Below are 26,202 nucleotides of genomic sequence, written 5' to 3' on the forward strand. Positions count from 1 at the left end.
TAGCAGGAAAACCCGAGCGCGCAAGATGGGGCGCCACCGACTTTCGCAATGAAATCAACGACTTAGAGCCGTTTTTGAAGAACAATGCTCCGTGAAAGTCGTTCTAAAAGAACGACTTAGACGGAGCACTGCAAGTGAAACCTCAGCAGAATGCCGAGTGTTAGAGAATGTAGCGCGACAGATCCTCGTCCCGGCTCAATTCCTTCAGCCGGGCGTCCACGTAGGCGGCGTCGATCGCCACCGTCTGCCCGCCCAGCCGGGCTGCGTCGAAGCTGACCTCGTCAAGCAGCCGCTCCATCACCGTCGCCAGCCGCCGCGCGCCGATGTTCTCGGTGCGCTCGTTCACTTCGTAGGCGATGGCGGCCAGCCGGGTGATTCCGTCCGGCGTGAACTCCAGCACCACGCCCTCGGTGGCGAGCAGGGCCTGGTACTGCTTGACGAGCGAGGCGTGGGTCTGCGTCAGGATCGCTTCGAAGTCCTGCACCGACAGCGACTTGAGTTCGACCCGGATCGGCAGCCGGCCCTGCAGCTCGGGGATCAGGTCGCTCGGCTTGGACATCTGGAAGGCGCCGCTCGCGATGAACAGGATGTGGTCGGTGCGGATCGGGCCGTACTTCGTCGAGACGGTGGTGCCTTCGACCAGTGGCAGCAGGTCGCGCTGCACGCCCTGGCGCGACACTTCCGCGCCGCCACCGCCTTCGCCGCGCGAGGTGACCTTGTCGATCTCGTCGATGAAGACGATGCCGTTCTGCTCCGCGTTCTGGATCGCCGCGGCGCGGATCTCGTCCTCGTTCACCAGCTTGCCGGCCTCCTCCTCCACCAGCAGCTTCATCGCCTCGCCGATCTTGAGCTTGCGGGTCTTGCGCCGCCCCCCGCCAAGCTGGCCGAACATGCCACGCAACTGCTCAGTCATCTCCTCCATGCCGGCCGGACCCATGATCTCGAGCTGCGGCCGCGCCTCGGTGACGTCGATCTCGACCTCCTTGTCGTCGAGCTGGCCCTCGCGCAGCTTCTTGCGGAACGCCTGCCGGGCCGCGCCCTCGGTGGCCGGCTCGCCGGTGCGCGCCTGCGGGATCAGCACGTCGAGGATGCGCTCCTCGGCCGCGTCCTCGGCGCGGGTGCGGACCTTGCGCATCTCGGCCACCCGCGTCTGCTTGACGGCCAGCTCCGCCAGATCACGCACGATCGAATCCACGTCCTTCCCGACGTAACCCACCTCGGTGAACTTGGTGGCCTCGACCTTGATGAACGGCGCGTCGGCGAGCCGCGCGAGGCGCCGCGCGATCTCGGTCTTGCCGACGCCGGTCGGACCGATCATCAGGATGTTCTTCGGCGTGATCTCCGGCCGCAGCTTCTCGTCGACCTGCTGGCGGCGCCAGCGGTTGCGCAGCGCGATGGCCACGGCGCGCTTGGCGTCGCCCTGGCCGACGATGTGGCGATCGAGTTCGGAGACGATCTCCTGGGGGGTCATTGAGGACATGGATGCAGGGGCTAGGGGTGAGGGGCCAGGGGCTATGCCCCAGCCCCTGGTGCTCGCGCTACGCGAGCACCTCGATCGTGTGGTTCATGTTCGTGTAGATGCACAGCTCGCCGGCGATCTCGAGCGACTTCTTCACGATCTCGCGGGCATCGAGCTGCGTGTTGTCCAGCAGCGCCTTGGCCGCGGCCTGCGCATAGGCGCCGCCCGAACCGATCGCGATGATGCCGTGCTCCGGCTCCAGCACGTCGCCGTTGCCGGTGATGATGAGCGATGCCTCCTTGTCGGCGACGGCCAGCATCGCCTCGAGCCGCCGCAGCACGCGGTCGGTGCGCCAGTCCTTGGTCAGCTCGATCGCCGAGCGCACCAGGTGGCCCTGGTGCTTCTCCAGCTTGGCCTCGAAGCGCTCGAACAGCGTGAACGCGTCGGCCGTCGCGCCGGCAAACCCCGCGATCACCCTGTCGTGGTAGAGCTTGCGCACCTTGCGGGCCGAACCCTTGACGACCACGTTGCCCAGCGTGACCTGCCCGTCGCCGCCGATCGCCACCTGCCAGCGGCCGTCCGCGTCCTGGCGGCGCACGCTGACGATGGTCGTGCCGTGAAATTGTTCCATGAGCCTGAAGCTTGGGGCCGGCCGGCCGGATTGCAAGGCGGCTGCCGCCGGCCAAAGGGTTTCAGTCGGTGCGCGCGATCACGCGGGCGTGTTCGCTGATGCCGATGACGTTGAAGAAGCCGGCCACGAGGCGGTGCGTGTCGACGAACTGCACCTGCCGGCCTTCGGCCTGGCGGGAACTCACCCAGTTGAGCAGCGCGCCGGCCGCGGAAAAGTCGATCCGGATCAGCCGGGCGCAGGAGATCACGATGATGTCGGCGCCTTGCAGCTTGGCATCGAGGATGTCCAGCGTTTCCTGTGCATCCCCCTGGATCTCGCCGGCCAGCTCGATGCTGCAGACCTGCGCCACCTGCGTGCTGGTCGCGGTGTTGCTGTCGCCGTAGCCGGGCGCCGTGAGCGTCGAGCTGAGCGAATCGTGGAACGCGTCGCCGACCAGCGTGTGGCCCGACACGTAACTGCCGTCCTGGTCCAGCGGCTTGTACTGGCAGCGCGCGCTCTCCCACGACGGCGGAGAGACTTCGTACGTGACGCAGTAGTCCAGCGCGGCCAGTTCGAACTCGTCGGGCCGGTGCATCAGGCGCAACGTCTCCATGCGCAGTTTCCACCAGGCCGGATTCACGCCGCGGTCGCCCGAGGGGCTCGCGTTCCTGAGCACCCGTTCCAGGCTTTCCGCGCCGATGAAGCGCAGCTGCAGCGGCTGCGACGACCACTGCGTGAACACGCGCGTCAGGCCGTCCGCGGCCGCCTCCTCGATCGCGGTGAGCTTCGTCCAGTTGAGCCGCCATGGCTCCGTGGCCTTGGCCAGCGCCGCCGCCATGGCGGCCAGCGTCTGCGTGCCCAGCACCGCGGGCGAGGTCCAGTGCGCGAGCGGCGCCCCTTTGTCGACGGCGTCCTCGCCGCCTGTCGCCCTCATGCGCGCCACCGCCTCGGGCATCGAGAACCACTGCGGCGCGGAGCGGCTCAGCCGCGCGGCAAAGTCGATCGCCGCCGCCTCGAACCGTTCCTGCTGGCCGGTGGCGCGGTACAGGTCGAACAGCGTCAGCCAGGTCTCGTCGTGGTCGGCACGGGCGCCCTCGGGAGCCACCACGTCCAGCAAACCGGCTTCCGCGCCCGCATCGTCGCCGTTCGCAAAGCGGATCGCCGCCTCCTCGAGCTCGGGGTCGTGCGCAAATTCCTCGACGTCGATCGCGAACAGCTTGGAGGCGCTGAACCCGGTGCTCGAACCCTCGGGGCCGGTATTGAGCGGCGTCAGCGGCGAGAGCAATGGCTTGGCGCCAGGGACCGCGCGCGCCGGCGGGGCCGGTCGCTGCACCGGCACGGGCGACGCAGACGGGATCGGCTTGTCGGCGGAGCCCCCGGCGATGAAGGGGATGTCCAGCATCTCCTGCGGCTCCGCGGCCTTGGGCGCTTCGGTGGGCGCCAGCGGCTGCGGCTCGGTCGAATCGTAGGCCCCGGGGCGCGGCCGCGCCGCGAGCGGCGCCCGTGCCGATTCGACCGGCATCTGCGACGAGGGCGCAAACTGGCTGCTGGTGGGGCCGAGGCTGCCCGGGCCGCCATGCTTGGTCTTCCACCACTGCATGGACATCTGGGCTTCGATCTCGTCGATCTTCTTGAGCGTCGTCGCCCGGTCGTCCGGCTTGGACGGCATGGAGCTCTGGAAGAAAGAAGGCCGCGCCGCGAGGTCATGACCGGCCATGGCCTCGCTGCGGCGCAGCTTGCGGAGCATGTCGAACTCGCGCTTGCGGACGAAGTCGTTGCGGCGCTTGCGCTCGATCATCTCCTTGAGCATCTGCTTGGAGTAACCGCTCTCGCGCTCCGCCTCGGGCTGGTCCAGGTCGGCCCAGCTCGTGGTCGGGTTCTTGACGAACTTGACTACCTTGGAGAAGAGGCCGGCGTTGTCGTCCTTCGACATGGTGCGGTCGAGCCTGCAGCGTGATGCCGGCGCGTCAGTCGCCGAACATCTTCTGTTTCAGTTCACGCCGCTGCTGCGCTTCCAGCGAAAGAGTGGCCGTCGGCCGGGCAAGCAGGCGCCCGACGCCGATCGGCTCGCCGGTCTCGTCGCAGTAGCCGTAGTCGCCGGCATCGATGCGGGCGATCGACTGCTCGATCTTCTTCAGCAGCTTGCGCTCGCGGTCGCGGGTACGCAGTTCGAGCGCGTGCTCCTCCTCGATCGTGGCGCGGTCGGCCGGGTCGGGGACGATCACCGTTTCCTCGCGCAGGTGCTCCGTGGTCTCGCCCGCGTTGTCGAGGATGTCCTGTTTGAGCTGCATCAGCTTCAGGCGGAAGAACGCCATCTGCTTCTCGTTCATGTACTCGGTATCCGGCATCGCGAGGACCTCGGCGTCCGTGAGCTCCTCGGGCGCCTTGGTTTTCCAGTTGTTGGCCAGCTTGGGGTCTTTCTTGATCGCCACCAGGGGCGGGGGGGTGAGGACGGAAGGGGACATCGTGTTGGTATAGCTTGCTTTGGCAGCGGTGGACGCCACGGATTGCGCCATCGAGGGCACCGTGATCTGCGCCAGCCGCGCCGACGGTTTGGTGGACCGCATCGGCTCGGCCGGCGCGGAACGCGGAGGCATCGCGTGCACCGGCGCCGCGGCGGGGGCCGCGTGCGCCTTGGCGGGCACTGCCTTCGGTTGGACTGTTTCTTTTCTGGCCGCCGGCTTGGCCTTCGCCGCCGGGGCCGCCTTCTTGCTGGCGGCGGGCGCCTTGGCGGGCGCCTTCTTGGCTGCCACGGTCCTGGCCGGCGACTTCGCCGCCCTGGCCGGCGCCTTCTTCGCCGGCGCCTTGGCGGCCGGCTTGGCTGCCGCCTTCTTCGCCACCGGCTTCGCGGCCCTGGTTTTCGCCGGTACCGCTTTCGCCTTCGCCTTCGCCGCCGGCTTGGCCGTCTTGGTTCCAGCCTTCGGTTGAGGCTTCACGTCGTGGCTCCTCGCGGCTGCGCTGGCATGGGGACACCCGGCGCGCGCCGTCCTCTGTTGTTGTGGTGACCGGTCACCTTCATGAGTGCGAGTTATACCGCGATTGTCCCGCTGCGCACGCTCGCGGTTGGGGTTTTCACCCGTGGGTGAAGACCCCCGCTTGCCAAAAGGCAAAGCCGGCAGTTGCAGAATCGAGACAGTCATCCGGGCTCCCGCGCACGGTTGGCGAAAACCGCGAGCCTACCTTAAATGAGGCACTGCTCCAGGCCCTGGATCAAGATATCTTTCGGTAGGTCGATTCCTATGAAGACCATCTTGCTCTGGCGCTGTTCGCCGTCGGCCCACTTCGGTCCCAGGTCGCTCCCCATCAGCTGGTGCACCCCCTGGAAGATCACCTTGCGGTCGGTGCCCTTCAGGTCGAGGACCCCCTTGTAGCGCAGCATCCGCGGGCCGTAGATGTTGACCACGGCGCCCAGGAAGTCCTCCAGCTTGGCCGGGTCGAGCGGCCGCTGTGCGCGGTAGACGAAGCTCTTGACGTCGTCGTCATGGTGGTGGTGGTGCGGGTGGTCGCAGTGCTCGCCGTGCTCGTGATCGTGGTCGTGGTGGTCGTGATGGTCGTCCGCCTCTTCCTTCAGGAAGTCCGGATCGATGTCGAGCTTGGCGTTGAGGTTGAAGCCGCGCAGGTCGAAGACCTCGTCGATCTTCACTTCGCCGAAGTGCACCGCCTTGTGCGGCGCCCGCGGATTCATGTGCTTGAGGCGGTGGACCAGGTCGTCGGCCTCCTCGCGCGACACCAGGTCGGTCTTGCTGATGAAGATCTGGTCGGCGAAACCGACCTGCCGGCGAGCCTCCTGCCGGTCGTCGAGCTGCTTCTGGCCGTGTTTCGCGTCGACCAGGGTCAGGATCGAGTCGAGCAGGTAGGTCTCGGCGATCTCGTCGTCCATGAAGAAGGTCTGGGCCACGGGACCGGGATCGGCCAGGCCGGTGGTCTCGATCACCACGCGGTCGAAATCCAGCATGCCCTTGCGCTTCTTGGCGGCCAGCAGCTGCAGCGTCGAGCGCAGGTCCTCGCGGATGGTGCAGCAGATGCAGCCGTTGCTCATCTGGATGATCTGCTCCTTGGTGTCGCTCACCAGGATGTCGCTGTCGATGTTCTCCTCGCCGAACTCGTTCTCGATGACGGCGATCTTCTGCCCGTGCGCCTCGCCCAGCACGCGCTTGAGGAGCGTCGTCTTGCCGGAGCCGAGGAAGCCGGTGAGGATGGTGGCGGGAATGAGGGACATGCTAGGGGCTAGGGCTAGGGGCTAGGGGGGAGAGGCCAGCGAACACGCAAGTCTAGCCCGCCCCCTCCTGTCCAGCGCGCCGAGGGCTGTTTCCCTGGGCCCACCCCTGGTCCCCAGGACCTGAGTTACTTCCGCACCACCACCAACCCCTTCAGGTACTCGCCTTCCGGGAACGCCAGCGTCATCGGGTGGTCCGGCGCGGCGCCCACGCGCTCGCCGATATAGCCGTCCACGCCGGCATCGGCGCCGGCCGAGGCCACGATCTTGTGGAACAGGTCGGCGCTGATCCCGCCCGAGCAGGAATAGGTAAAGAGCACGCCGCCGGGCTCGAGTAATTTCAGCGCCAGCCGGTTGATGTCCTTGTACGCCCGCGCCGCCCGTTCGGCATGCGCGGCCGTGGGCGCCAGCTTCGGCGGGTCGAGCACGATCGCGTCGAAGCTGCGTCCCTCCTCGATGAAACGCCGCAGCGAAGCGTTGACGTCGGCGTCGAGGAAGTCGGCTCGCGCGGCATCGATGCCGTTGAGAACGAGGTTCGCGCGCGCCCGCTCCAGCGCCGGCCCGGAGGAGTCGATCGACGTCACGTGCGCCGCGCCGCCGGCGAGCGCGGCCACGGTGAAGCCGCCCGTGTAGCTAAAGCAGTTCAGCACCCGCTGGAATCCCAACCGGCGGCTATATGCCGCGAACTTGCCTCGGCTGTCGCGCTGGTCGAGGTAGAAGCCGGTCTTGTGGCCGATTGCGATGTCGATCGTGAAGCGCCAGTCGTGCTCGCGGATGGACACTTCGGTCGCGCCTTCCCCGGCGAGCCAGCCGGTGCTCGTCGGCAGTGCCTCGAGCGCTCTCGCATTGGCGTCCGACCGCTCGTACAGCCGCGACAGTCCCGTGTGGCGCAACAGGGACTGCGTCAGCACGCTCTTCCAGCGTTCGGCGCCGGCGGCGAGGAATTGAGCCACCAGCGTGTCACCGTAGCGGTCAACGATGAAGCCGGGCAGGCCGTCGGATTCACCGTGCACCAGCCGCACGCCGTCGCTGGGCAGGTCAAAGCGGGAACGCGCGGCGATGGCGAGCCCGCACGTCGAATCGAGAAAGGCGGGGTCGATGCGTTGGGTCTCGTCGAAGCTCCAGGCGCGGGCCCGGATCTTCGAGGCCGGACTGAAGGCGGCCCAGGCGAGGAACTGGCCGGCATGCGATTCGATGCGCACCGTTTCGCCCGCGTCGCCGCCGCCCTTGGCGATGGCGGAGTCGAAGATCCACGGATGGCGGCGCAGCAAGGAGCGCTCCTTGCCTTCCTTCAGGCGGATGGTTTTCATCGGGCTATTGTCCGCTCCCCGTTTTCCCGCTCCCTGTTCAGCGCTTGCGCTGGGCGCGCGGATGCGCCGCGTCGTAGGCCTTCGCCAGGTGCTGGAAGTCCAGACGCGTGTACACCTGCGTCGTCGTGATGTTGGCGTGCCCCAGCAGTTCCTGCACCGCCCGCAGGTCGCCGCTGGACTGCAGCACGTGGCTCGCGAACGAATGGCGCAGCATGTGCGGATGCACCGGCGTCGCCAGGCCAGCCGCGAGGCTGCGCTGCTTCAGCCGCAGCCACACGGACTGCGCCGTCAGCCGCGTGCCGCGCCGGCCCAGGAACAGCGCCGGCTGCGCCTCGCCTCCGGGCTGCCCGCGCACTGCCAGCCAACGCTGCAGCGCCGCCACTGCTGCGGTGCCCACCGGCACCGAGCGCCGCTTGCCGCCCTTGCCCAGCACGTGCGCCTCGGCTGCCGCGAGATCGACCCAGCCGCGGGCCAAGCCGCTGGCGGTGACGTCCAGGCCCACCAGTTCGCCCACGCGCAGGCCGCAGCCATACAGCAGTTCCACGATGGCCGCATCGCGCGCATCGAGCCACGGATCGGCCTCGCCGTCTTCGAACTCCGCCAGTTGCACCGACTCGTCGACCCCCAGCGCCTTGGGCAGCGGCTTGGGCGCCTTCGGCGCGCGCACGCCTTGCACCGGATTGCCGGCGATGGCGCCCTGCCGCCCCAGCCAGGCATAGAAGCCGCGCCAGCCGGAGAGGATCAAGGCGATGCCACGGCCGCTGCGTCCCGCGGAGTGCATCTGCGCCACCCAGCGCCGGATGTGCGCGTGCTGCACGGCGACGAGATCGACCCCGGCTGCGCCGGCACAGCCGGCCAGTTTCTCGAGGTCCAGCGAGTAGAGGGTGACGGTCCGCTCGGCCAGCCGCCGCTCCACCCGCACATGTTCCAGGTAGCGCTCCAGGAGCGCCTGGTCGGCGGCGCTGACCGCGGCCGGCGCCGGGCCGGCTGGCACAGCGGCCGCGCGCGCTTTCACTTCGACCGCAGCCGCGACAGCGCCGAGCTCGCCAGCTCGGCGATCCGTTCCAGGAAATCGGTGCCCATGCCGCTTTCGAACCGCTGCGGATCGGGCGACGCCAGCACCAGCATGCCGAAGGCCGGGGTCGTGCTCTCCAGCGGCCCTTCCCGCAGCGGCAACAGGGCCACCGAGAGCGCCGTGGCGCCGTCGTCCAGCCAGCCGACGGCCTCGAAACCCGAGTTCACGCCGCAGTAGGGCTGCGTCAGCGACGAGGCGAAGGTTTTCGCGTCGCCGCCCACGCCTTGCGCAAACGGCTCGCCGGCGTAGGCGCCCGCCACGTCCCAGACGCGGACGGCGGACTGCGGCACATTGAAGTGCGAACGAATGCCCGACGCGATCGCCTGCGGCAGGTCGCGTGGCGCCGCCACCTCGAACAGCTGCCGCGTCCAGCGGTGCAGCCGGTCGGCGATGACCACGTTCTCGTTGCCGTGGCGCACCATGTCCATCACGCGATGCTCCAGCGCGCGGATCTTGTCGCGCAGCATCTCGGCCTGCCGCTCCTGCAGGCTCACGGCGCGGTTGCCGTGCGGGCTGGTGAGCTGCACGGCGCCCAGCAGCTCGGCGTGCCGCGCGAAGAAATCCGGCGTGTTCACCAGGTAGTTGGCGATGTCGTCTTCGGTGATGGGGTTCATCGGGTGGTTGGTCATGGTGAATCCGGAAGCTCGATCTCGCCCTCGAACACGGTCACGGCGGGACCGGTCATCAGCACGGGGGCCGCGCCTTCGGGGGTGATGCCGCCCCATTCGATCGTCAGCAGCCCGCCGCGCGTAGTGACGTCCACCCGGTGGTCCAGGCGGCCGAGCCGGATGCCGGCGACGACGGCCGCGCAGGCGCCCGTGCCGCAGGCCAGCGTCTCGCCGGCGCCGCGCTCCCACACCCGCAGCCTGACGTTTCCGCGGTCCACCACCTGCATGAAGCCGGCGTTGACGCGGTTCGGAAAACGGGAGTGGTGCTCGATCAGCGGGCCCTGCGTGCGCACGGGCGCCGCGTCGACGTCGGGCACTTCCTGCACGGCGTGCGGGTTGCCCATGGACACGAGCGCCACCGGCACGATCGGCGAATCGGCGTTGGCGCCGAGCGCCAGGTGCCACGTCTCCCACTCGCCTTCCTTCACCGGCGACAGTCCGGAGCGGTCGAACGGCAGCGCCGCCGGATCGAACACGGGCGCGCCCATGTCCACGGTGACGCGGCCGTCCGGATTGATGCGTGGCTCGATCACGCCGGCCAGCGTCTGCACCCGCGCGCTGTCGCGCCGGATCAGGCCCTTGTCGTGCACGAAGCGCATGAAGCAGCGCGCGCCGTTGCCGCACTGCTCCACCTCGCCGCCGTCGGCGTTGTGGATCACGTATTCGAAGTCGACACCTTGGGCCGGCGCCGGACGGACCGAAAGTATCTGGTCCGCGCCCACGCCGAACTGGCGGTGCGCGAGGAAGCGGTACTGCGCCGCCGTCAGATCCAGGGTGGCCCGGGTCTCGTCGAGCACGACGAAGTCGTTGCCGGCACCTTGCATCTTCGTGAAACGGATACGCATGGGCGGGATTATCAGTGCAGCGGCGGTATCCTGCGCACTTCGACACTTCCACGCCACCGTCATGCGCATTCCTCCCTGGACTCCCGAAGCCAAGCCGCAAGCCGAAGACCTCGTCAAGGCGATCATGGAGCGCCGCGGCGGCACGCTGCTGAACCTCGACCAGGCGCTGCTGTGGAGCGAGCCGCTGGCGCGCGGCTGGAACGTCTACCTCAAGAACGTGCGCACCGGCCTCGGCGCCAGCCGCAAGCTGCGCGAACTGGGCATCTGCACTGTGGCGCTCATCACCGGCGCGCACTACGAGTACCACCACCATGCGCCGGACTTCCTGGCGGCCGGCGGCACCCAGCAGGAACTGGACGCGCTCAACGCATTCGTCGCAGCGCCGGGGGCGGCGCCCGGCCCCGGCCTGGGCCGCGACGAAGCACTGGTCGTGCAGTACGCCGCGAGCATGACGCGCGACGTGAAAGTGCCCGATGCCTTGTTCGAGCGGATGCGCGAGCGCTTCGACACGACCGAGCTGGTGGAGATCACGGCGGCGATCGCGACCTACAACATGGTCGCGCGCTTTCTGGTGGCGTTGGGCGTCACGCCGGAGGACTGAAAGCAGGCGGACGAACGAACGGCGGCCGGGGCTTTCGCGGCAGTGGCCCGTCCGGGTGCGCCGCGCTGCCGATAATGCGCGGATGGTCCGACCCTCGCAACTTCTCCATCCGCAGCGCGAACCCGCGGCCCCGCGGCCCGCGGCCACCGTGCTGCTGCTGCGCGATGCCACCGGCGGCGCGCCCGGCATCGAAGTGCTGATGACCCGGCGCTCCGCGACCGCCAGCTTCGCGCCGGGCGCCTACGTCTTCCCCGGCGGCGGCATCGACCCGGCGGATGCCCAGGCCCATGACATCGCGCAGCACCGGCCGAGCCAGGACGGCCACCGCCTGACCCAGGCGATCGCCGCCATCCGCGAGAGCTTCGAGGAGCTCGGGGTGCTGCTGGCGCGGCACGTCGACGGCCGCTTCGTCGATGCCGGCGAACTCGCTGCGCTCGACCGCCACCAGCCGCTCGCGGCCCAGTGCCGGACGCGCGGGCTGCGCCTGGCCGCCGACCAGGTGTTCGTGCTGGCGCACTGGACCACCGACCGCGACCTGCCGCGGCGCTTCGACGTGCCGTTCCTGGTCGCGCGCATGCCCGCTGGGCAGGAACCCGTCGCCGACGAAACCGAGCAGTTCGAGCCGGCGTGGGTGCGGCCGGCCGAAGCCTTGGCACGGCACGAGGCCGGCAGCTTCTTCATGATCTTCCCGACCATCCGCACCTTGCAGCGGCTCGCGCCCTTCGATTCCGTCGACGCCGTGCTGAACGCCTGCGCCGGCGAGCAGCCGCTGTGGACCAGTTGCCCGCGCGGCGGGATGCTCCATGGCGCCGAGCACCGGTTCATGGAACACGACATGCCCTACGGCGAGCTGGCGCTGGTCAGCCCGGACGGCCAGGTGGTGCACCACCTGGACTGGCGCAGCGACCAGCCGGTGCCGCTGCTGCGCAACGTCACGCGCCTCACGGCGCCCAACGGCGGCGTGATGACGGGCCCCGGCACCAACAGCTACCTGGTGGGCGACCCGCAGACCGGCTACATCGCCATCGACCCGGGGCCGGACGACGCCGAGCACGTCGAGCGGCTCTGGCGTGCCGCCGGCGGGGACATCCGCCTGATCGTCTGCACCCACTCGCATCCCGACCACGCGCCGGGCGCGCGCCCGCTGCAGGCGCTGTGCGCCGCAAAGCCGCCGATCCTGGGCCTGCCCTCCGCACCCACCGCGCGCTCGGCCAGCGAGTTCGTGCCGGACCGCGAGATCGCCAACGGCGAGCAACTGGTGCTCGAAGGCGGCGGCGCGCGCCACACGCTGCGGGTGATCCACACGCCCGGCCATGCCGCCAACCACCTGTGCCTGGTGCTGGTGGAGGACGGGCTGCTGTTCTCGGGCGACCATGTCCTGAACGGGAGCACGACGGTCGTCGATCCGCCCGACGGCGACATGAGTGCCTACATCGACTCCCTGGATGTCCTGTCCGCCGCCTGCCGCGCGCACCAGGTCGACTTCATCCTGCCCGCGCACGGCCACGTGCTGGGCTTTCCGGAGAAGGCCATCGCCCACCTGAAATCGCACCGGCTGCAGCGGGAAGCCAAGGTGGTCGCGGCCATGCAGGCGCGCCCCGGCGGGACGATGGACGACTGGGTGGAACTCGCGTACGACGACGTGCCGCCGCGCATGTGGCCGATGGCCAAGCGCTCGCTGCTGGCGCATGTGCAGCGGATCGAGGCCCTGGGCCTCGCCGCCTGACCGCGATGACCGAACCGCTGCGGCTCGCCAAACGCGTCGCCGCGCTGGCCGGCTGCTCCCGCCGCGAGGCGGAGCTGTACATCGAGGGCGGCTGGGTGCGGGTCGACGGCGTGGTCGTCGAGGAGCCCCAGCACCGGGTGACCGAGGATCAGCTGATCGAGCTCGATCCCGCGGCCACTGCCGTCGCGGTCGAGCCCGTGACCCTGCTGCTGCACAAGCCCGCCGGCGCCGGCGACCAGGAAGCGCTGCGGCTGCTCACCCCGGCAGCCCATGCCGGCAGCGCGCCGGACGTACGCATCGTGCGGCGGCACTTCGCGCACCTCGCGCCGCTGCTGCCCCTGCCGGCGCTGGCGAGCGGACTGGCAGTGTTCAGCCAGCAGCGCGGCGTGATCCGTCGGCTGACCGAAGACGCGTCGACCCTCGAACAGGAGGTGCTCGCCGAAGTCGCCGGCGACGCGCCCGCGGACGCAGTGCCACGGCTGTGCCACGGTCTCGCGTGGCAGGGGCGTGCGCTGCCGCCGATCAAGGTCAGCTGGCAGAGCGAGCGGCGGTTGCGCTTCGCGCTCAAGGGCATCCCGCCCGAACTGGTGCCGTGGATGGGCGAGCAGGTGGGCCTGCGCGTGGTGTCGTTCAAGCGCATCCGCATCGGCCGGGTCCCGATGGCGGGGCTGGCCGAGGGCCAATGGCGCTTCCTGCGCCGCGACGAGCGGTTCTAGCTGCCGCCCCTGGAAAAAAGTGTGAAGCCCGCCGGTACGCCGGATTCTGTGCGTCCGGTTGCCCGGACGTGACCGCCATTCCTCTGGGCCGGCTGTCGCCAGCACGGCTCGGTGCTACCTACCCGCACACTCCGGGGGCCCCGTCAACGTGTGCCTACTTGGTATTGCTGCGCGTAGAGATTGCCCGTTTCACCCGACCCGCGGCCGAAACCACGGATCGACTCGTCTCTGTTGCTCTGATCCTCACCTCGCGGTGGACAGGTGTTGCCTGCTACGCTGCCCTGTGCAGTCCGGACGTTCCTCCAGTGCGCCCTCTCGGGCCTTGCACCAGCGGCGGTCTGGCGGGCTTCACCACTCCATTATCTCGCGTCTCGCGATCCATTTCGTGCCCGGGGGCATATGCACATGCCTTTCCGTGTAGAACGAGTGCGCGAGAATGTGCCTCCCTTTCGACCGTTGGAGAACATCATGAAGGCTGCAAGCATCCTCGAGACCATCGGACGCACCCCGCACATCCGCATCAACCGCCTGTTCGGCGAGCAGCACGCGGTCTGGGTGAAGTCGGAACGCAGCAACCCCGGCGGCTCGATCAAGGACCGGATCGCGCTGTCCATGGTCGAAGACGCCGAGCGCAGCGGCAAGCTCAAGCCCGGCGGCACGATCATCGAGCCGACCTCCGGCAACACCGGCATCGGCCTGGCCATGGTGGCGGCGGTCAAGGGCTACAAGCTGGTGCTGGTGATGCCGGACAGCATGTCGATCGAGCGCCGGCGCCTGATGCTGGCGTACGGCGCCACCTTCGAGCTGACGCCGCGCGAAAAAGGCATGAAGGGCTCCATCGCGCGCGCGCAGGAATTGCTGGCGCAGACACCGGGTGGCTGGATTCCGCAGCAGTTCGAGAACGGGGCCAACGTCGAAGTGCACGCCCGCACGACGGCCCGCGAAATCCTGGAGGACTTCCCGCAGGGGATCGACGTGCTGATCACCGGCGTCGGCACCGGCGGCCACATCACCGGCTGCGCCCAGGTGCTCAAGAAAGCCTGGCCCAAACTGAAGGTGTTCGCCGTGGAGCCGACGGCTTCCCCGGTGATCTCCGGCGGCCCGCCCTCCCCGCATCCGATCCAGGGCATAGGCGCCGGTTTCATTCCCGCCATCCTGGACACCAGGCTGCTGGACGGCGTGATCCAGGTCGACGCCGAGCCGGCGCGCGAGATGGCGCGCCGCGCCGCCCGCGAGGAAGGCATCCTGGTCGGGATCTCGTCGGGCGCGACGCTCGCCGCCATCGCCCAGAAGCTGCCCGAGCTGCCCGCCGGCGCCACGGTGCTGGGCTTCAACTACGACACCGGCGAACGCTACCTTTCGGTGGAAGGCTTCCTGCCGGCCGGCTGACGGCGGGCGCTTACCATCTGGCCCTCTGCTTCATCGACAGAAGCCCGGGAACCATGATCCGAATCTCCGAAATCAAGCTGCCGCTGGACCAGGCGGCGGACCCCCTGCCGGCGCTGCGCAGCGCGGCCGCCGGCATCCTCGGCATCGCCGAGTCCGACCTGGCCGAGGTCACTGTCTTCAAGCGCAGCTTCGACGCCCGCAAGGCGCAGCTGCTGGCCGTGTACATCGTCGACGTGGCGCTCGCGGAGCCGGCAGGCGAGCCTGCGCTGCTGGCGCGGCACGCCGGCCGGCCCCACATAGTCACCACACCGGACATGGAGTGGCATCCGCCGGTGCGTGCCGGCGAGCCGCTCGCCGACCGGCCGGTGGTCGTCGGCTTCGGTCCCTGCGGCATCTTCGCGGCGCTGGTGCTCGCGCAGATGGGATTGCGTCCCATCGTGCTGGAGCGCGGCAAGAAGGTGCGCGAACGTACCAAGGACACCTGGGGCCTCTGGCGTCGGCGCGAGCTCGATCCGGAGAGCAACGTGCAGTTCGGCGAAGGCGGCGCCGGGACGTTCTCGGACGGCAAGCTGTACAGCCAGATCAAGGACCCGCGCCACCTCGGGCGCAAGGTGATGACCGAGTTCGTCAAGGCCGGCGCGCCCGAGGAGATCCTCTATGTCGCCCATCCGCACATCGGTACCTTCAAGCTGGTGAAGGTGGTGGAGCACATGCGCGAGCAGATCATCGCCCTGGGCGGCGAGATCCGGTTCCGGCAGCGGGTAGTCGACCTGCTGATCGAAGGTGCGGACGGCGACCGCCGGGTGCGCGGCCTCACCGTGCTGGACCAGGCGACGGGGGTGCGTGCCGAACTGCGCAGCGACCACGTGGTGCTGGCGCTGGGCCACAGCTCGCGCGACACCTTCGAGATGCTGCACGGGCGCGGCGTGTTCCTGGAGGCCAAACCGTTCTCGATCGGCTTTCGCATCGAGCATCCGCAAGGCCTGATCGACCGCGCCCGCTGGGGCCGCCACGCCGGCCACCCGCTGCTCGGCGCCGCCGACTACAAGCTGGTGCACCACGCCGCCAACGGGCGCGCCGTCTACAGCTTCTGCATGTGCCCGGGCGGCACCGTGGTGGCGGCGACGTCCGAACCCGGCCGGGTGGTCACCAACGGCATGAGCCAGTATTCGCGCAACGAGCGCAACGCCAACGCCGGCATGGTGGTGGGGATCGAGCCAGACCGCGACTACCCCGGCGGGCCGCTGGCCGGCGTCGTCCTGCAGCGCGAACTGGAGTCGCGCGCCTTCGTCCTCGGGGGCGGCAACTACGACGCGCCCGGCCAGCTCGTGGGCGACTTCATCGCCGGGCGGCCGTCGAAGGATTTCGGGGAGGTGCAGCCCTCGTACAAGCCGGGCGTGAAGCTGGGCGACCTCCACCAGGCGCTGCCGGAGTACGCGATCACCGCGCTGCGCGAGGCGCTGCCGGTGTTCGGCCGCAGGATCAAGGGGTTCGACCGGGCGGACGCGGTGCTGACGGGCGTGGAGACACGCACCTCGGCGCCGCTGCGCATCACGCGGGGCGACGACTTCCAGAGCGTCAACGTGCGCGGCCTCTATCCCGCCGGCGAAGGCGCCGGTTATGCCGGCGGCATCCTGTCGGCGGGCGTGGACGGGATCAAGGTCGGCGAGGCGGTGGCCAGCAGCATGGTCCGGGCCTGAACCCGGCTTAGCGTGCCCAGTGGCCGCCGCGCTGGTGCCAGCCGCCGGGGCCGGGCGTCCACTGGCGCGGTACCCAGTGACGGTGTCCCGGTGGCGGGGCGGCCCACTGGCCGCGGGTCCAGACATGGCGTCCGCCATGCCAGCTCCAGTAGCCGCCGATCCAGATGTGCAGCGGCGACGGCGCCACCAGGACCGGTTCGACGACGAGCGGCGGCGGCGCCACCGGCGCCACGATCACACCGGCCGGGTCCACGACGACAGCCGACGGCGGGGCCACGACGCACCCGGCCAGCACGGCGGCCGCCAGGCAGGAAAGGATTGCGCGGGGAAACATGGCAGGCTCCTGGAGGGACATCCCTCGTTCCAGGATAGGCGACGCACGCAAAAAGGGGCCGGATGAACCGGCCCCTTTGCACGGGAGAATGGCGTTTACGCGCCTTGCAGCCTCGCGATCCGCTCCTCGATCGGCGGATGGGTCGAGAACAGCTTGCCGACGCCGGACGTGATGCCCATCGACTGCAGCCCCTTGGGCAGTTCGCCGGGAACCATGCCGCCGAGGCGGGCCAGCGCGTTGACCATCGGTTGCTTGCGGCCCAGCAACTGGGCGGACCCGGCGTCGGCGCGGAACTCGCGCTGGCGCGAGAACCAGGCGACGATGATCGCGGCCAGGAAGCCCAGCAGGATGTCGAGCACGATCGTGGTCACGTAGTAACCGATGCCCGGGCCGGACCGCTGCTCGCCGCGCGACAGCCAGCCGTCGACCAGGTAGCCGATCACGCGCGACAGGAACACCACGAACGTGTTCATCACGCCCTGGATCAACGTCATGGTCACCATGTCGCCGTTGGCGATGTGCGCGACCTCGTGGCCGATGACGGCCTCGACTTCCTCGCGCGTCATGCCTTGCAGCAGCCCGGTCGACACGGCCACCAGCGCATTGTTCTTGAAGGCGCCGGTGGCGAACGCGTTCGGCTCGCCCTCGAAGATGCCGACCTCCGGCATGCCGATGCCGGCTTTGTCGGCGAAGCGCCGCACGGTCTCCACGATCCAGGCCTCGTCGGCGTTGCGCGGCTGCTCGATCACCTGCGCGCCCGAGCTCCACTTGGCGATCGGCTTGGACAGCAGCAGCGAGATGATCGCGCCGCCGAAGCCCATGACCGCGGCGAACGCCAGCAGCGAGCCCAGGTTCAGGCCGTTGGCCGTCAGGTAGCGGTCGACGCCCAGCAGCCTCGTGACGATGCCCAGGACGAGGATCACCGCCAGGTTGGTCGCGACGAACAGAACGATGCGTTTCATTGTTGCTCCGAAATCATTGTGGGGATTCCACCCCGCGCCAGATGGGGCCGACGTGACGTCGGTTCAAGGGCACGAAGCGTCCGGCGGGGCTGTCGTTTTCAGTTTCCTGGCGCCCGGCGCGCGGAATACGAAAGAGTCATCATAAAAGGAAAAGTTCTGGTTGCCCGGCCACCAGCCGGGGACGCCGAGCACCGGCAGCGGCGTGAACGGCTTGGCCTGCAGGCGGTCGGCGGTCAGCTCCCCGGCGAGCCACCGGTCGAGCTCGGGCATGGCACACGCCGGCGCGGGCAGCGCCAGCACGTGGGCGGTCAGATCCTTGCGCGGCTGCGCCAGTTTCTCGAGCAGGGCGTGGCCGACGATCGTCAGGCGCGCCTGGTCCCACAACGGCCGCAGTTCCACGAACAGGCGCCGCCACTCGCGCGCCATCAGCGCGTCCCACACCGCGGGCGGCGCCGCCAGCACGGCGCCGTTCTCGTCGAAGATGGTGATCGCGTCCCGAACCGGCCCGCGGACGGCGCCGACGCCGGTCTGTTCGATCTGCGCCGCCTGCAGCTCGTTCAGCCGGCGCTTCGTGGCCGGCAGGCCGAGCCAGCAGAGGCCGTTGAAGAAGTCGTGCAGGTTGTCGCGGGTCGGGCAGGCGCCGCGCTCGAAGATGAAGCGCTCGTAGGGCTCGCCCGGCGGCAGCGCCGAGGCGGCCACGAACCGCAGCGCCGCCCCCTGCCCGTTCAACGCTTCGTGCAGCGGCAGGCCGCCGGCGGCACGGTCCAGCACCAGCCGCCCCGGGTCGCGCCAGGGCTCGAACCAGGGAGCCGCCCAGTCGAGCGCCGCGAACACGGGACGATCAGTGGCGCGCGGCCTTTGCCAGCCGCTTGTCGCGCACCATGACGGTGGACCTGCCCTCGTCGGCCAGGTCGAACAGCTGCGTGGCCGCCAGCAGCTTGGTGAGCGTCGCGTAACCGTAGTTGCGCGGATCGAACGAGGCCTGGTTGGCGATCTGGTTGCCCACCACGCCGACCCGCGCCCAGCCGTCGTCGTCGGCGGCCGCTTCCACCGCGTTGCGCAGCAGCATCACCAGCTTCGCGTCCTGCTTCAATTGCGCGGTGGTGGCGCGCAGCGGCGCCTGCGGCGCGGCGTCGGCCTCGACTTCGGCCTCCTGCTCGGCGACCGGAGGGCGCAGCTTGTCCAGGAACAGGAAACGCGAGCAGGCGTTGACGAAAGGTTCGGGCGTCTTGCGCGCGCCGAAGCCGTACACCGCCGCGCCCTTGGCCCGCAGGTGCATCACCAGCGGCGTGAAGTCGGCGTCGGACGAAACGATCCCGAACGCATCGGGGCTGTCGGTGTACAGCAGGTCCAGGGCGTCGATCACCATGGCGATGTCGCTGGCGTTCTTGCCCTTGGAGTAGTCGAACTGCTGCATCGGGCGGATGGCGTGCTCGTGCAACACCTCTTCCCAGCCCTTGAGCTCGGCTTTCTTCCAGTTGCCGTAGGCCCGCCGGATGCTCGTTTCGCCGAAGGTGGACAGCTCGTTGAGGATGAGGTCTATCTTCGACGCCGGCGAATTGTCGGCGTCGATCAGCAGGGCCACCCGCGGCGGCTTTTCGGTGCGGCGCGGATCGCCCATCAGCCTGCGTCCCGCGCCGGCACCAGCCGCCACGCCAACGGTTCGCCGCCGGCCAGGGGCTTGAGCTGCGCCTCGCCGAAGGGGTAGCTCTCGGGCACGGTCCAGGCCTCCCGCCGCAAGGTGACGGTGCCGCTGTTGCGCGGCAGACCGTAGAAGTCCGGCCCGTGGAAGCTGGCGAAGCCTTCCAGCCTGTCCAGCGCGCCGGCCGAATCGAAGGCCTGGGCATACAGTTCGAGCGCCGCGTGCGCCGTGTAACAGCCGGCGCAGCCGCTGGCATGCTCCTTCAGGTGGGCCGCGTGCGGCGCGCTGTCGGTGCCGAGGAAGAACCTGTCGCTGCCGGACGCCGCGGCCTCGACCAGCGCCAGCCGGTGCACCTCGCGCTTGAGGACGGGCAGGCAGTAGTAGTGCGGCCGGATGCCGCCGGTGAAGATGGCGTTGCGGTTGTAGAGCAGGTGGTGCGCCGTGATGGTGGCGGCCGTGAAGCGGCCAGCGCCATGCACGTACTGCGCCGCCTCGCGCGTGGTGATGTGCTCGACGACGATCTTCAGTTCCGGGAAGTCGCGCCGAAGGGGAATCAGCTGCGTGTCGATGAACACGGCCTCGCGGTCGAACAGGTCCACCTCGGGCGAAGTCACCTCGCCGTGCACCAGCAACGGCAGCCCGAGGCGCTGCATGGCCTCCAGCGTCGGGTAGGTCTTGCGCATGTCGGTCACGCCGGCATCGCTGTTGGTGGTGGCGCCCGCCGGGTACAGCTTGAGCGCGACCACCCCTGCGTCACTGGCCCGGGCGATCTCGTCGGGCGGCAGGTTGTCGGTGAGGTACAGCGTCATCAGCGGCTGGAAGGTCGACTCCGGCGGCAGGGCGCCCAGGATGCGCTCACGGTACGCCGTCGCCTGGGCGGCGGTGGTCACCGGCGGCTTCAGGTTGGGCATGATGATCGCGCGCCCGAACTGGGCCGCGCTGTGCGGCACCACCGTCTTCATGGCGGCGCCGTCCCGCACGTGCAAATGCCAGTCGTCGGGACGCGTGATGGTGATTTCCTGGATCATCGGCGGATTGTCCCAGACCGCCGCCGGCCTCGCGGTCAGCCGGCGCCGTGGGCCAGGAACTCCCAGAGCGCCTGGGCGGCGCCCTTGGACGGCTCCCTGGCGCTCGGGATCTGCCGGTAGGCGCGCACTTCCATGGTCATCTCCAGACCCGGCAGGTCAGGCGTGGCCGCGCTGACCAGCCGGTGCGCGTGGACGTCCTTCTCCACGGCGCTGTACGGCAGGAACGCAAGGCCGTGTCCTTCCAGCGCCATCACGCGCAGCCCCTCGGCCATGTCGGTCTCGTACACCCGCTCCAGGTGGATCGGGGTGCGCGACTGCCGCACGATGAGATCCGTGATGCGCCCCAGGTAGGCGCCGGGCCCGTAGCCGAGGTAAGGCACCGGCTGGCCGGGCCGTCCGGGCAGCTTGAACGCCGCCTGGCCGTCGGCGCCGCCCAGGCAATACGGCGCGAGCACCTCCTTGCCCAGCGTCACCATCTGGTAGCGCTCGGGATCGAGCTGCAGCGGCAGCGCGGCGTGGTGGTAGGCGATCAGCACGTCGCAGCCGCCCTCCACCAGCCGCATCGCCGCGTCATGGACGTTCAGGGCGATCAGCCGGCTCTTGATCGGCCCGAACGGCTCGCGCAGGCGCGACACCCACTGCGGGAAGAACGTGAAGGCCAGCGTGTGCGGCACCGCGAAGTCGATGACGTCCTGGGCGGCGCTGGAATGGCCGCGCAGCATCGCGCGGGTGCTCTGCAGCGCCTGCAGCATCTCCATCGACTGGGCATACAGCGTCTCGCCGGCCGGCGTGAGCCGCGTCGGGTACGAGCTGCGGTCCACCAGGTCGGTGCCGGCCCAGGCCTCCAGGGCCTGGATCCGCCGCGAAAACGCCGGCTGCGTCACGTGCCGCAATTGCGCCGAGCGGCTGAAACTGCGGGTTTCGGCGAGGCTCACGAAGTCCTCGAGCCATTTGGTTTCCATCCCGTGATTATTGCCGCCGCTGCCGAGCTGGCACCCGCGCCGGCGTTCAGCAGCGCAAGAGGTCGGCCAGCGCGACGAGGTCGGTGGCGTGCACGTCGCAGCCCGGCTGCGGAGAAACGTCCTTGGGATGGCGCGGCCCGAACTCCAGCGGCCGCTCGACGTAGGCGGTGCGCAAGCCGCACGCACGGGCCGCCGCCAGGTCGTCATGATGCGCCGCCACCAGCATCACCTCCTGCGGCGCCACGCCGAACACCTTCGCCACGCCCAGGTAGGTGGCCGGGTCGGGCTTGTAGGCACGGAACACTTCGGCCGACAGGATGCAGTCCCAGGGCAGCCCCGCGCGCTTGGCCATCGCCGCCAGCAGGCCGAGGTTGCCGTTGGAGAGGCTGCAGATCATGTAGCGCGACTTGAGCCGCGTCAGCCCGGCTACCGAGTCGGGCCACGGATCGAGCCGGTGCCAGGCCCGGTTCAGGTGCTGCCTGGCCGCCTCGTCGAGGTGGTGGATCCCGAACCGCCGCAGCAGGTCGTCCAGGATCATCCGGTGCAGGTCGTCGATCAGTGTCCACCCGAGCTCCCCGGAGCGGACCCGCTGCATCGCCGGCTGGTAGCCGGCCCGCCAGGCCAGCGCGAACTCGTCGCCGTCCACGCCCAGCCCCATCGCATCCACCTCGCGGGCGATGCTGCCGTGCCAGTCGACGACCGTGCCGAACACGTCGAAGGCCAGGACCTGCGGCAGTTTCATGCGGCCTCCGCGGCCGGGGGCGGCGTGACGCTGGGCATGCTGTGCCACCAGAGGCGGCACTCGCGGCAGGTGTCGCCCTCGAACCGCGCCTGCAGCACGCCGTCCAGCACCATCCAGGGCAGCGGGTCGCCGGGCTGGTGGGCGACCAGGTTGGTGCCGCTCGAGGCCGCCCAGATCCGGAACAGCTCCTCGGAGGCGACGCGGTACGTCACGTGCCAATGCGCGATGCCGCTGCCGGGCGCGCTCGCGAGGACGTCGTAGCGCACGGTGACGTCCTCCTGCAGCTGGACCCGCCGCCAGTAGCCGGCCAGCTGCTCGTGCCCGCGCTGCTCGGCGAACGGCGTGTTGCGGTACACGCCGTCCGGCGCGAACAAGGCGCAGAACAGCGCCGGGTCACGCCGTTCCCACGCCACCCGGTAGCCTTGCATGAAGCGGTCGATGTCCATACGGTCTCCTTCTTGCCCGGACCTCACCCGGCCGGGCCCTTCAACTCCACGACGTTGCCCTCGGGATCGGTGACATAGACCGACGGTCCACGGCCTTCCGCCCCGAAGCGCATCTCCACCGGCCCGGCCTCGACGCCGTGCGCCCGCAGTTCGCTGCGGATCGCCTCGCCATCGAACGGCTCCACCCGCAGGCAGAAATGATCGAGGTTGCGCCCTTCGGGGCCCGGGCTCGCCCCACCCTTGCGGCCGATCGGCCCGTCGACCGGCACCAGGTCGATCATGGAGCGGCCGGCGCGCAACTGCACCAGCCCCAGTTCGTCGCGGCGCCGCTCGACGGTGCAGCCGAGCACGTCGCAGTAGAAGCGCAGCATGCGCTCCAGCTCGGCCACGCGCAGGACCAGGTGGTCGAGTTCCCGGATCCGGATCCCGGTCATGGTCAGGCTTCGCCGCTCAGGCGCGGTGCGAGCGTCCACGCCGCGCCGGCCGCTTCGAGTTCATGCAGCCTGCGCCGCAGCCAGTAACCGTGCTCGAACCCGGCCACCGCCACCACGCGCCGGCCGGGGTGCGCCTGCGCGGTGCGGACGATGGTCTGCGCGAAACACTCGTTCCAGCGGTCCCACGAGTCCCGGTAGGCGGGACCGAACATGTCGTTCTCGCGCGCGTGCTTTTCCTCGACCACGCGGTCGCTGCGCGCCGAGTTCACGGCCGCCGGCGAGTCCCAGGAGCGCAGCAGCTCGTCGAACAGTTCCCGCACGCCGCGCTCGTACGCCGCGTGCCGCTCGGGCCACGCCTGCCGGAAGCGCTGCTCCGCCTCCAGGCCGTGCGTCACGAACTCTTCCCACAGGGCCTCGTCCGGTTCCATGGCCACCGCCGGGATGCCGCGCCGCGCCAGATAAGGGAAGACGCTGTGCTGGTACTCCTGCTTGACCACCTGCGGCCGGCGCTCGCGCAAGGCACGCTCGGTGAGTTCCAGCACGAGCACGTCCGGACCGAGGTCGTCGAGCACGCCCGTGAGCGCATCGAACCCGTAGCCCGGCGCCGCCGCATGGTACTGGTGCAGCGTTGGCACGACGTGGATGATGGCTTTCGCCGGCGCGATGGTCACCCTCGGTCCCCTTTGCCGGCGGCAACCGCCTTGAAGAACGTGCAGCAGAAGACACCGCCGCCCGGGGCGGTACGCTCCAGGCCGGCAATGCCGCGATCGAACGCGTCCGGCGTGGCCAGTTCGGCCGCGATCGCCGCGTCGCGCCCGGCGCGGGCCGTGGCCGTGAACGTGGTGCCGGCGTGGCCGTTGCCGCAAGGCTCCCTCATGGCAGGGCTTCACGCATGGCTGTCGGCCAGGATGGCGACCGCGAGTTCGGTGGCCCGCCCCGTGTAGCCCAGGCAGCGCTCGCCCAGCCGCTGTGCGCGGAAGGCGGCCTGCCCTTCGGGGGTGGCGATGTCGCAGCCGAGCAGCGCGTCGCAATCGCGCGCGCCGAACTCCGCCTCGAACTGCCGGATCAACCGCTGCGCCGCGTCGTAGGCAGGCTGTACCGGCTCCCCGGGGTGGTGGCGCCCCAGCGCGAGGCTCACGCCCATGATCGCGCCCGTCAGCGCGCCACAGGTGCCGCAAGTGCGCGCCATCCCGCTGCAGAACGCCGTGGCCGCCTTCGGCAGCACGTCGCTCTCGATGCCCTGGACGCGCGCCAGCGCGAGCACCACGCTCTCGGCGCAATAGAGGCCGCGGCGGAAGGATTCCTCGGCCCATTGCCTGGCCTGAATCGCCGGGTCGTGCGTCATCGCTGCTCCTCCTTACGGGCGGCCTGCCAGGCCCGGATGGCCGGCACCAGCCGCTCGAACCGTGCGATGCTCGCGTACGGCCAGTAATCCTCGCGCCGGTAGTACTCGGGCACCGCGGGCACGCCGGCCGGCAGCACCACCCACGGCTGCCTCGTCGACGTGAAGATGTGGATGTCGGGCGGCAGCACGTCGGGTGTGTCCAGCGTGCCGACCCGCACGAATTTCAGGAGTGGGCCGGAACCGGCGTAATGGCTCCACAGCGCCACCCGGCAGCGCACGCAGCGGGCGATCTGCTGCCCCAGCCCGCTGGCCGACGGTGTGTCGACCAGCTCGGGCTCAGGGCCGGCAGCGACGACGCGATCGGCTTCGATCACCGCGTTCAGCGCGAACGCGGAACCGCTCTCGCGCTGGCACCACCGGCAGTGGCAGCAGTGCACGACGAGCGGCGCCGTTCGGAGGCGGTAGCGCACGTGCCGGCAATCGCAGCCGCCTTCCAGGGGAAACTCCGGTGTCGTCGTCATCGCCTGCTCCGTCAGCCCCGCGGGAATGGCCGCTATTGTGCCGCCGCGCCGCGATGCTGGATGCCGCTGTGCGGAGCAACGCCCCCGGAGGTGTATTCGAGACGCTCAGCCCGGCCCGGCGTCCGGATCGGCCTTCTTCGGCAGGTCGTCGGCCAGATGCACCCACGGCACGCGGGTATCGTAGTACGCGTGCGCCTGCGGCTCGCGATCGAGGGGTGTGGCGAACAGCGCCCGGGCGATGTGCAGTTCGCCCGGCCACCGGCCGCTGCGGAAGAACATCGGGCTGCCGCAGCGCGAGCAGAATCCGCGCTCCCCGCCCGGCGGCTGGCCGAACCAGCGCAAGGTGCCGGACGCGTCGTCGATGACCGCTTCGTCGGCCGCCACGCCGACCCAGGTGACGAAGGCCGCGCCGTGCGCGCGGCGGCAGCGCGTGCAGTGGCAATGCGCCACCCACTTGCTCGGCAGCCGGGCGCTGAAGGAAACGCCGCCGCACAGGCAGGTGCCGGACGCGGTGTTCATGCGGCCTCCACGAGCACGGTGGGCTGGCGGTCAGGGATCCTTGTGGCGCACGCGGGCGAAGGCTTCGATGTCCTGGATCTCGGTCGGCGTTTCGTCCTCGTGGCGATAGAGCTTCACCGACGGATGGATCGACTGCATCCTGCTGTCGAGAACCGCCACCGAGTCCTCCCAGAGGGCCCAGTCGGTATGCTCGCTGCCCTCGGTGACCTCCAGCGAGCTGGGCTCGGGCGGCAGGTGGGCGATGGCCGCCTGGCGGGCCGGCCGGCGCTTGGACCCCTTCGGCCGCGCCACCGGCGCCGGCGTTCGCTTGAAAAGACCAAAAAACATCACCGGCTCCCCAATTTGAATGCGGCCGTGACCGCAACGCCCCGCCACCCGTCGATAGGAAATTTACCTAAGGGTGTCGCGGTATTTTCCGCCTGCCCGAGAACGTCATCATGCTAGGGTATACGCGGAAAGTCCGCTGGACAAGCCGGCAGCGCCGACTTCCTGGCGCCGGCGCGGCATCGCCGCAACACGCCGGCGGCCGGCGAAAAGCACCCTGGGAGGGTGCGCCGGCGCCCATGCCTACGGTGCCTACGGGCCGCCGACCAGGCTCTGGGCTGCCCCGTCCCCCATGGCCACCGGACCGAGCGCCCCTGGGTCGACGCCTTCGATGCAGGCCACGTTGAAGCCGTATTCGGTCGGCTTGCTGCGCCGTTGATGGTGGGTGTAGATGCCGCAGGCGCTGCAGAAGTAGTGCCTCGCCCGGCGCGTGTTCCACTGGTACAGCGCCAGCTTGTCCTCGCCCCGCACGATGCGCAGGCGCTCCAGCGGCACGCTGGCCATCACGGCGCCCTTGCGGCGGCAGAGCGAGCAGTTGCAGCGGCGCAGGTTCTCGAAGCCGTCCTCCAGGTCGACTTCGAACACGACGGCGCCGCAGTGGCATGAACCGGTTCTCGTTTCCATGGAC

General features: G+C 69.8%; 30 protein-coding genes and 1 other RNA gene. 5 read left to right on the forward strand and 26 right to left on the reverse strand.

What is annotated here, in order from left to right:
• Nucleotides 1-160: 160 nt before the first annotated feature.
• From hslU to dapF, 9 genes are all read right to left on the reverse strand, one after another.
• The gene (gene hslU, locus RAMLITH_RS10595; RefSeq protein WP_168107372.1) at nucleotides 161-1,480 is read right to left on the reverse strand and encodes an ATP-dependent protease ATPase subunit HslU; all 1,320 of its coding nucleotides are present in this window, start codon (nucleotides 1,478-1,480) and stop codon (nucleotides 161-163) included.
• 58 nt (nucleotides 1,481-1,538) lie between these two features.
• A complete protein-coding gene (gene hslV, locus RAMLITH_RS10600) occupies nucleotides 1,539-2,090 on the reverse strand; it encodes an ATP-dependent protease subunit HslV (RefSeq protein ID WP_168107373.1) in 552 nt (183 codons plus the stop codon).
• A 61-nt stretch (nucleotides 2,091-2,151) separates the two neighbouring features.
• Complete coding sequence (locus tag RAMLITH_RS10605; protein WP_168107374.1) at nucleotides 2,152-4,002, reverse strand: STAS domain-containing protein; 1,851 nt, start codon at nucleotides 4,000-4,002, stop codon at nucleotides 2,152-2,154.
• 34 nt (nucleotides 4,003-4,036) lie between these two features.
• On the reverse strand, nucleotides 4,037-4,822 hold the full coding sequence (gene dksA / locus RAMLITH_RS10610; RefSeq protein WP_337786146.1) for an RNA polymerase-binding protein DksA: 786 nt from the start codon (nucleotides 4,820-4,822) through the stop codon (nucleotides 4,037-4,039).
• Nucleotides 4,823-5,250: 428 nt separating this feature from the next.
• Nucleotides 5,251-6,288 carry a CobW family GTP-binding protein gene (locus tag RAMLITH_RS10615; RefSeq protein ID WP_168107376.1) on the reverse strand — a complete coding sequence of 346 codons (1,038 nt, stop codon included), beginning with the start codon at nucleotides 6,286-6,288 and terminating at the stop codon, nucleotides 5,251-5,253.
• Between the two features lie 125 nt (nucleotides 6,289-6,413).
• Complete coding sequence (locus RAMLITH_RS10620; protein ID WP_168107377.1) at nucleotides 6,414-7,595, reverse strand: class I SAM-dependent rRNA methyltransferase; 1,182 nt, start codon at nucleotides 7,593-7,595, stop codon at nucleotides 6,414-6,416.
• A gap of 37 nt (nucleotides 7,596-7,632) precedes the next feature.
• Complete coding sequence (locus RAMLITH_RS10625; protein WP_168107732.1) at nucleotides 7,633-8,589, reverse strand: tyrosine-type recombinase/integrase; 957 nt, start codon at nucleotides 8,587-8,589, stop codon at nucleotides 7,633-7,635.
• 17 nt (nucleotides 8,590-8,606) lie between these two features.
• Nucleotides 8,607-9,299, reverse strand: coding sequence for a DUF484 family protein (locus RAMLITH_RS10630; RefSeq protein WP_168107378.1), 693 nt, complete (start codon nucleotides 9,297-9,299; stop codon nucleotides 8,607-8,609).
• Nucleotides 9,296-10,183 (reverse strand): diaminopimelate epimerase, encoded by an 888-nt coding sequence (dapF, locus tag RAMLITH_RS10635; RefSeq protein WP_168107379.1) that lies wholly within the window; start codon nucleotides 10,181-10,183, stop codon nucleotides 9,296-9,298. The genes RAMLITH_RS10630 and dapF overlap by 4 nt, the downstream gene beginning before the upstream one ends.
• A gap of 61 nt (nucleotides 10,184-10,244) precedes the next feature.
• Here dapF and RAMLITH_RS10640 point away from each other — a divergent pair, with 61 nt between their 5' ends.
• From RAMLITH_RS10640 to RAMLITH_RS10650, 3 genes are all read left to right on the forward strand, one after another.
• A complete protein-coding gene (locus RAMLITH_RS10640) occupies nucleotides 10,245-10,784 on the forward strand; it encodes a carboxymuconolactone decarboxylase family protein (protein WP_168107380.1) in 540 nt (179 codons plus the stop codon).
• Between the two features lie 82 nt (nucleotides 10,785-10,866).
• Entirely contained in the window at nucleotides 10,867-12,510 is a 1,644-nt protein-coding gene (locus RAMLITH_RS10645; protein ID WP_168107381.1) for an MBL fold metallo-hydrolase, read from the forward strand.
• A 5-nt stretch (nucleotides 12,511-12,515) separates the two neighbouring features.
• Nucleotides 12,516-13,226, forward strand: coding sequence for an RNA pseudouridine synthase (locus RAMLITH_RS10650; RefSeq protein ID WP_168107382.1), 711 nt, complete (start codon nucleotides 12,516-12,518; stop codon nucleotides 13,224-13,226).
• A gap of 19 nt (nucleotides 13,227-13,245) precedes the next feature.
• On the opposite strand, the gene rnpB is transcribed toward RAMLITH_RS10650, so the two are convergent.
• Nucleotides 13,246-13,576, reverse strand: an RNA gene (gene rnpB, locus RAMLITH_RS10655) — RNase P RNA component class A.
• Between the two features lie 118 nt (nucleotides 13,577-13,694).
• Here rnpB and cysK point away from each other — a divergent pair.
• Both cysK and RAMLITH_RS10665 read left to right on the forward strand, forming a co-directional pair.
• The gene (cysK, locus tag RAMLITH_RS10660) at nucleotides 13,695-14,615 is read left to right on the forward strand and encodes a cysteine synthase A (RefSeq protein ID WP_168107383.1); all 921 of its coding nucleotides are present in this window, start codon (nucleotides 13,695-13,697) and stop codon (nucleotides 14,613-14,615) included.
• Between the two features lie 53 nt (nucleotides 14,616-14,668).
• Nucleotides 14,669-16,315 (forward strand): NAD(P)/FAD-dependent oxidoreductase, encoded by a 1,647-nt coding sequence (locus RAMLITH_RS10665; RefSeq protein WP_168107384.1) that lies wholly within the window; start codon nucleotides 14,669-14,671, stop codon nucleotides 16,313-16,315.
• Between the two features lie 7 nt (nucleotides 16,316-16,322).
• On the opposite strand, the gene RAMLITH_RS10670 is transcribed toward RAMLITH_RS10665, so the two are convergent.
• From RAMLITH_RS10670 to RAMLITH_RS10745, 16 genes are all read right to left on the reverse strand, one after another.
• Nucleotides 16,323-16,649 carry a hypothetical protein gene (locus tag RAMLITH_RS10670; protein ID WP_238344131.1) on the reverse strand — a complete coding sequence of 109 codons (327 nt, stop codon included), beginning with the start codon at nucleotides 16,647-16,649 and terminating at the stop codon, nucleotides 16,323-16,325.
• A gap of 95 nt (nucleotides 16,650-16,744) precedes the next feature.
• A complete protein-coding gene (gene htpX / locus RAMLITH_RS10675; protein ID WP_168107386.1) occupies nucleotides 16,745-17,611 on the reverse strand; it encodes a protease HtpX in 867 nt (288 codons plus the stop codon).
• 63 nt (nucleotides 17,612-17,674) lie between these two features.
• Entirely contained in the window at nucleotides 17,675-18,445 is a 771-nt protein-coding gene (locus RAMLITH_RS10680) for a DUF3025 domain-containing protein (protein WP_168107387.1), read from the reverse strand.
• A gap of 7 nt (nucleotides 18,446-18,452) precedes the next feature.
• A complete protein-coding gene (locus RAMLITH_RS10685) occupies nucleotides 18,453-19,232 on the reverse strand; it encodes an NYN domain-containing protein (protein WP_168107388.1) in 780 nt (259 codons plus the stop codon).
• On the reverse strand, nucleotides 19,232-20,281 hold the full coding sequence (gene pyrC, locus RAMLITH_RS10690; RefSeq protein ID WP_168107389.1) for a dihydroorotase: 1,050 nt from the start codon (nucleotides 20,279-20,281) through the stop codon (nucleotides 19,232-19,234). Before pyrC ends, RAMLITH_RS10685 begins: the two co-directional genes overlap by 1 nt.
• A gap of 35 nt (nucleotides 20,282-20,316) precedes the next feature.
• The gene (locus tag RAMLITH_RS10695) at nucleotides 20,317-21,243 is read right to left on the reverse strand and encodes a LysR family transcriptional regulator (RefSeq protein WP_168107390.1); all 927 of its coding nucleotides are present in this window, start codon (nucleotides 21,241-21,243) and stop codon (nucleotides 20,317-20,319) included.
• Nucleotides 21,244-21,289: 46 nt separating this feature from the next.
• Nucleotides 21,290-21,985, reverse strand: a complete 696-nt coding sequence (locus RAMLITH_RS10700; RefSeq protein ID WP_168107391.1) for a haloacid dehalogenase type II — start codon at nucleotides 21,983-21,985, stop codon at nucleotides 21,290-21,292.
• Entirely contained in the window at nucleotides 21,982-22,431 is a 450-nt protein-coding gene (locus RAMLITH_RS10705) for a nuclear transport factor 2 family protein (protein WP_168107392.1), read from the reverse strand. Before RAMLITH_RS10705 ends, RAMLITH_RS10700 begins: the two co-directional genes overlap by 4 nt.
• A gap of 23 nt (nucleotides 22,432-22,454) precedes the next feature.
• A complete protein-coding gene (locus tag RAMLITH_RS10710; RefSeq protein ID WP_168107393.1) occupies nucleotides 22,455-22,865 on the reverse strand; it encodes a VOC family protein in 411 nt (136 codons plus the stop codon).
• A 2-nt stretch (nucleotides 22,866-22,867) separates the two neighbouring features.
• The gene (locus tag RAMLITH_RS10715) at nucleotides 22,868-23,536 is read right to left on the reverse strand and encodes a hypothetical protein (RefSeq protein ID WP_168107394.1); all 669 of its coding nucleotides are present in this window, start codon (nucleotides 23,534-23,536) and stop codon (nucleotides 22,868-22,870) included.
• A complete protein-coding gene (locus tag RAMLITH_RS10720; RefSeq protein WP_168107395.1) occupies nucleotides 23,533-23,742 on the reverse strand; it encodes a hypothetical protein in 210 nt (69 codons plus the stop codon). Before RAMLITH_RS10720 ends, RAMLITH_RS10715 begins: the two co-directional genes overlap by 4 nt.
• A 9-nt stretch (nucleotides 23,743-23,751) precedes the next feature.
• A complete protein-coding gene (locus RAMLITH_RS10725; protein ID WP_168107396.1) occupies nucleotides 23,752-24,210 on the reverse strand; it encodes a C-GCAxxG-C-C family protein in 459 nt (152 codons plus the stop codon).
• Nucleotides 24,207-24,731: a GFA family protein gene (locus tag RAMLITH_RS10730; protein ID WP_168107397.1), complete on the reverse strand. Its 525-nt coding sequence runs from the start codon at nucleotides 24,729-24,731 to the stop codon at nucleotides 24,207-24,209. Before RAMLITH_RS10730 ends, RAMLITH_RS10725 begins: the two co-directional genes overlap by 4 nt.
• Nucleotides 24,732-24,836: 105 nt before the next feature.
• Nucleotides 24,837-25,250: a GFA family protein gene (locus RAMLITH_RS10735; RefSeq protein ID WP_168107398.1), complete on the reverse strand. Its 414-nt coding sequence runs from the start codon at nucleotides 25,248-25,250 to the stop codon at nucleotides 24,837-24,839.
• A 30-nt stretch (nucleotides 25,251-25,280) separates the two neighbouring features.
• Nucleotides 25,281-25,577, reverse strand: a complete 297-nt coding sequence (locus RAMLITH_RS10740; RefSeq protein WP_168107399.1) for a hypothetical protein — start codon at nucleotides 25,575-25,577, stop codon at nucleotides 25,281-25,283.
• Between the two features lie 249 nt (nucleotides 25,578-25,826).
• A complete protein-coding gene (locus RAMLITH_RS10745; protein WP_168107400.1) occupies nucleotides 25,827-26,198 on the reverse strand; it encodes a GFA family protein in 372 nt (123 codons plus the stop codon).
• Nucleotides 26,199-26,202: the final 4 nt, after the last annotated feature.

Origin of the sequence: Ramlibacter lithotrophicus, from assembly GCF_012184415.1 — a bacterium.
GTDB lineage: Bacteria > Pseudomonadota > Gammaproteobacteria > Burkholderiales > Burkholderiaceae_C > Ramlibacter > Ramlibacter lithotrophicus.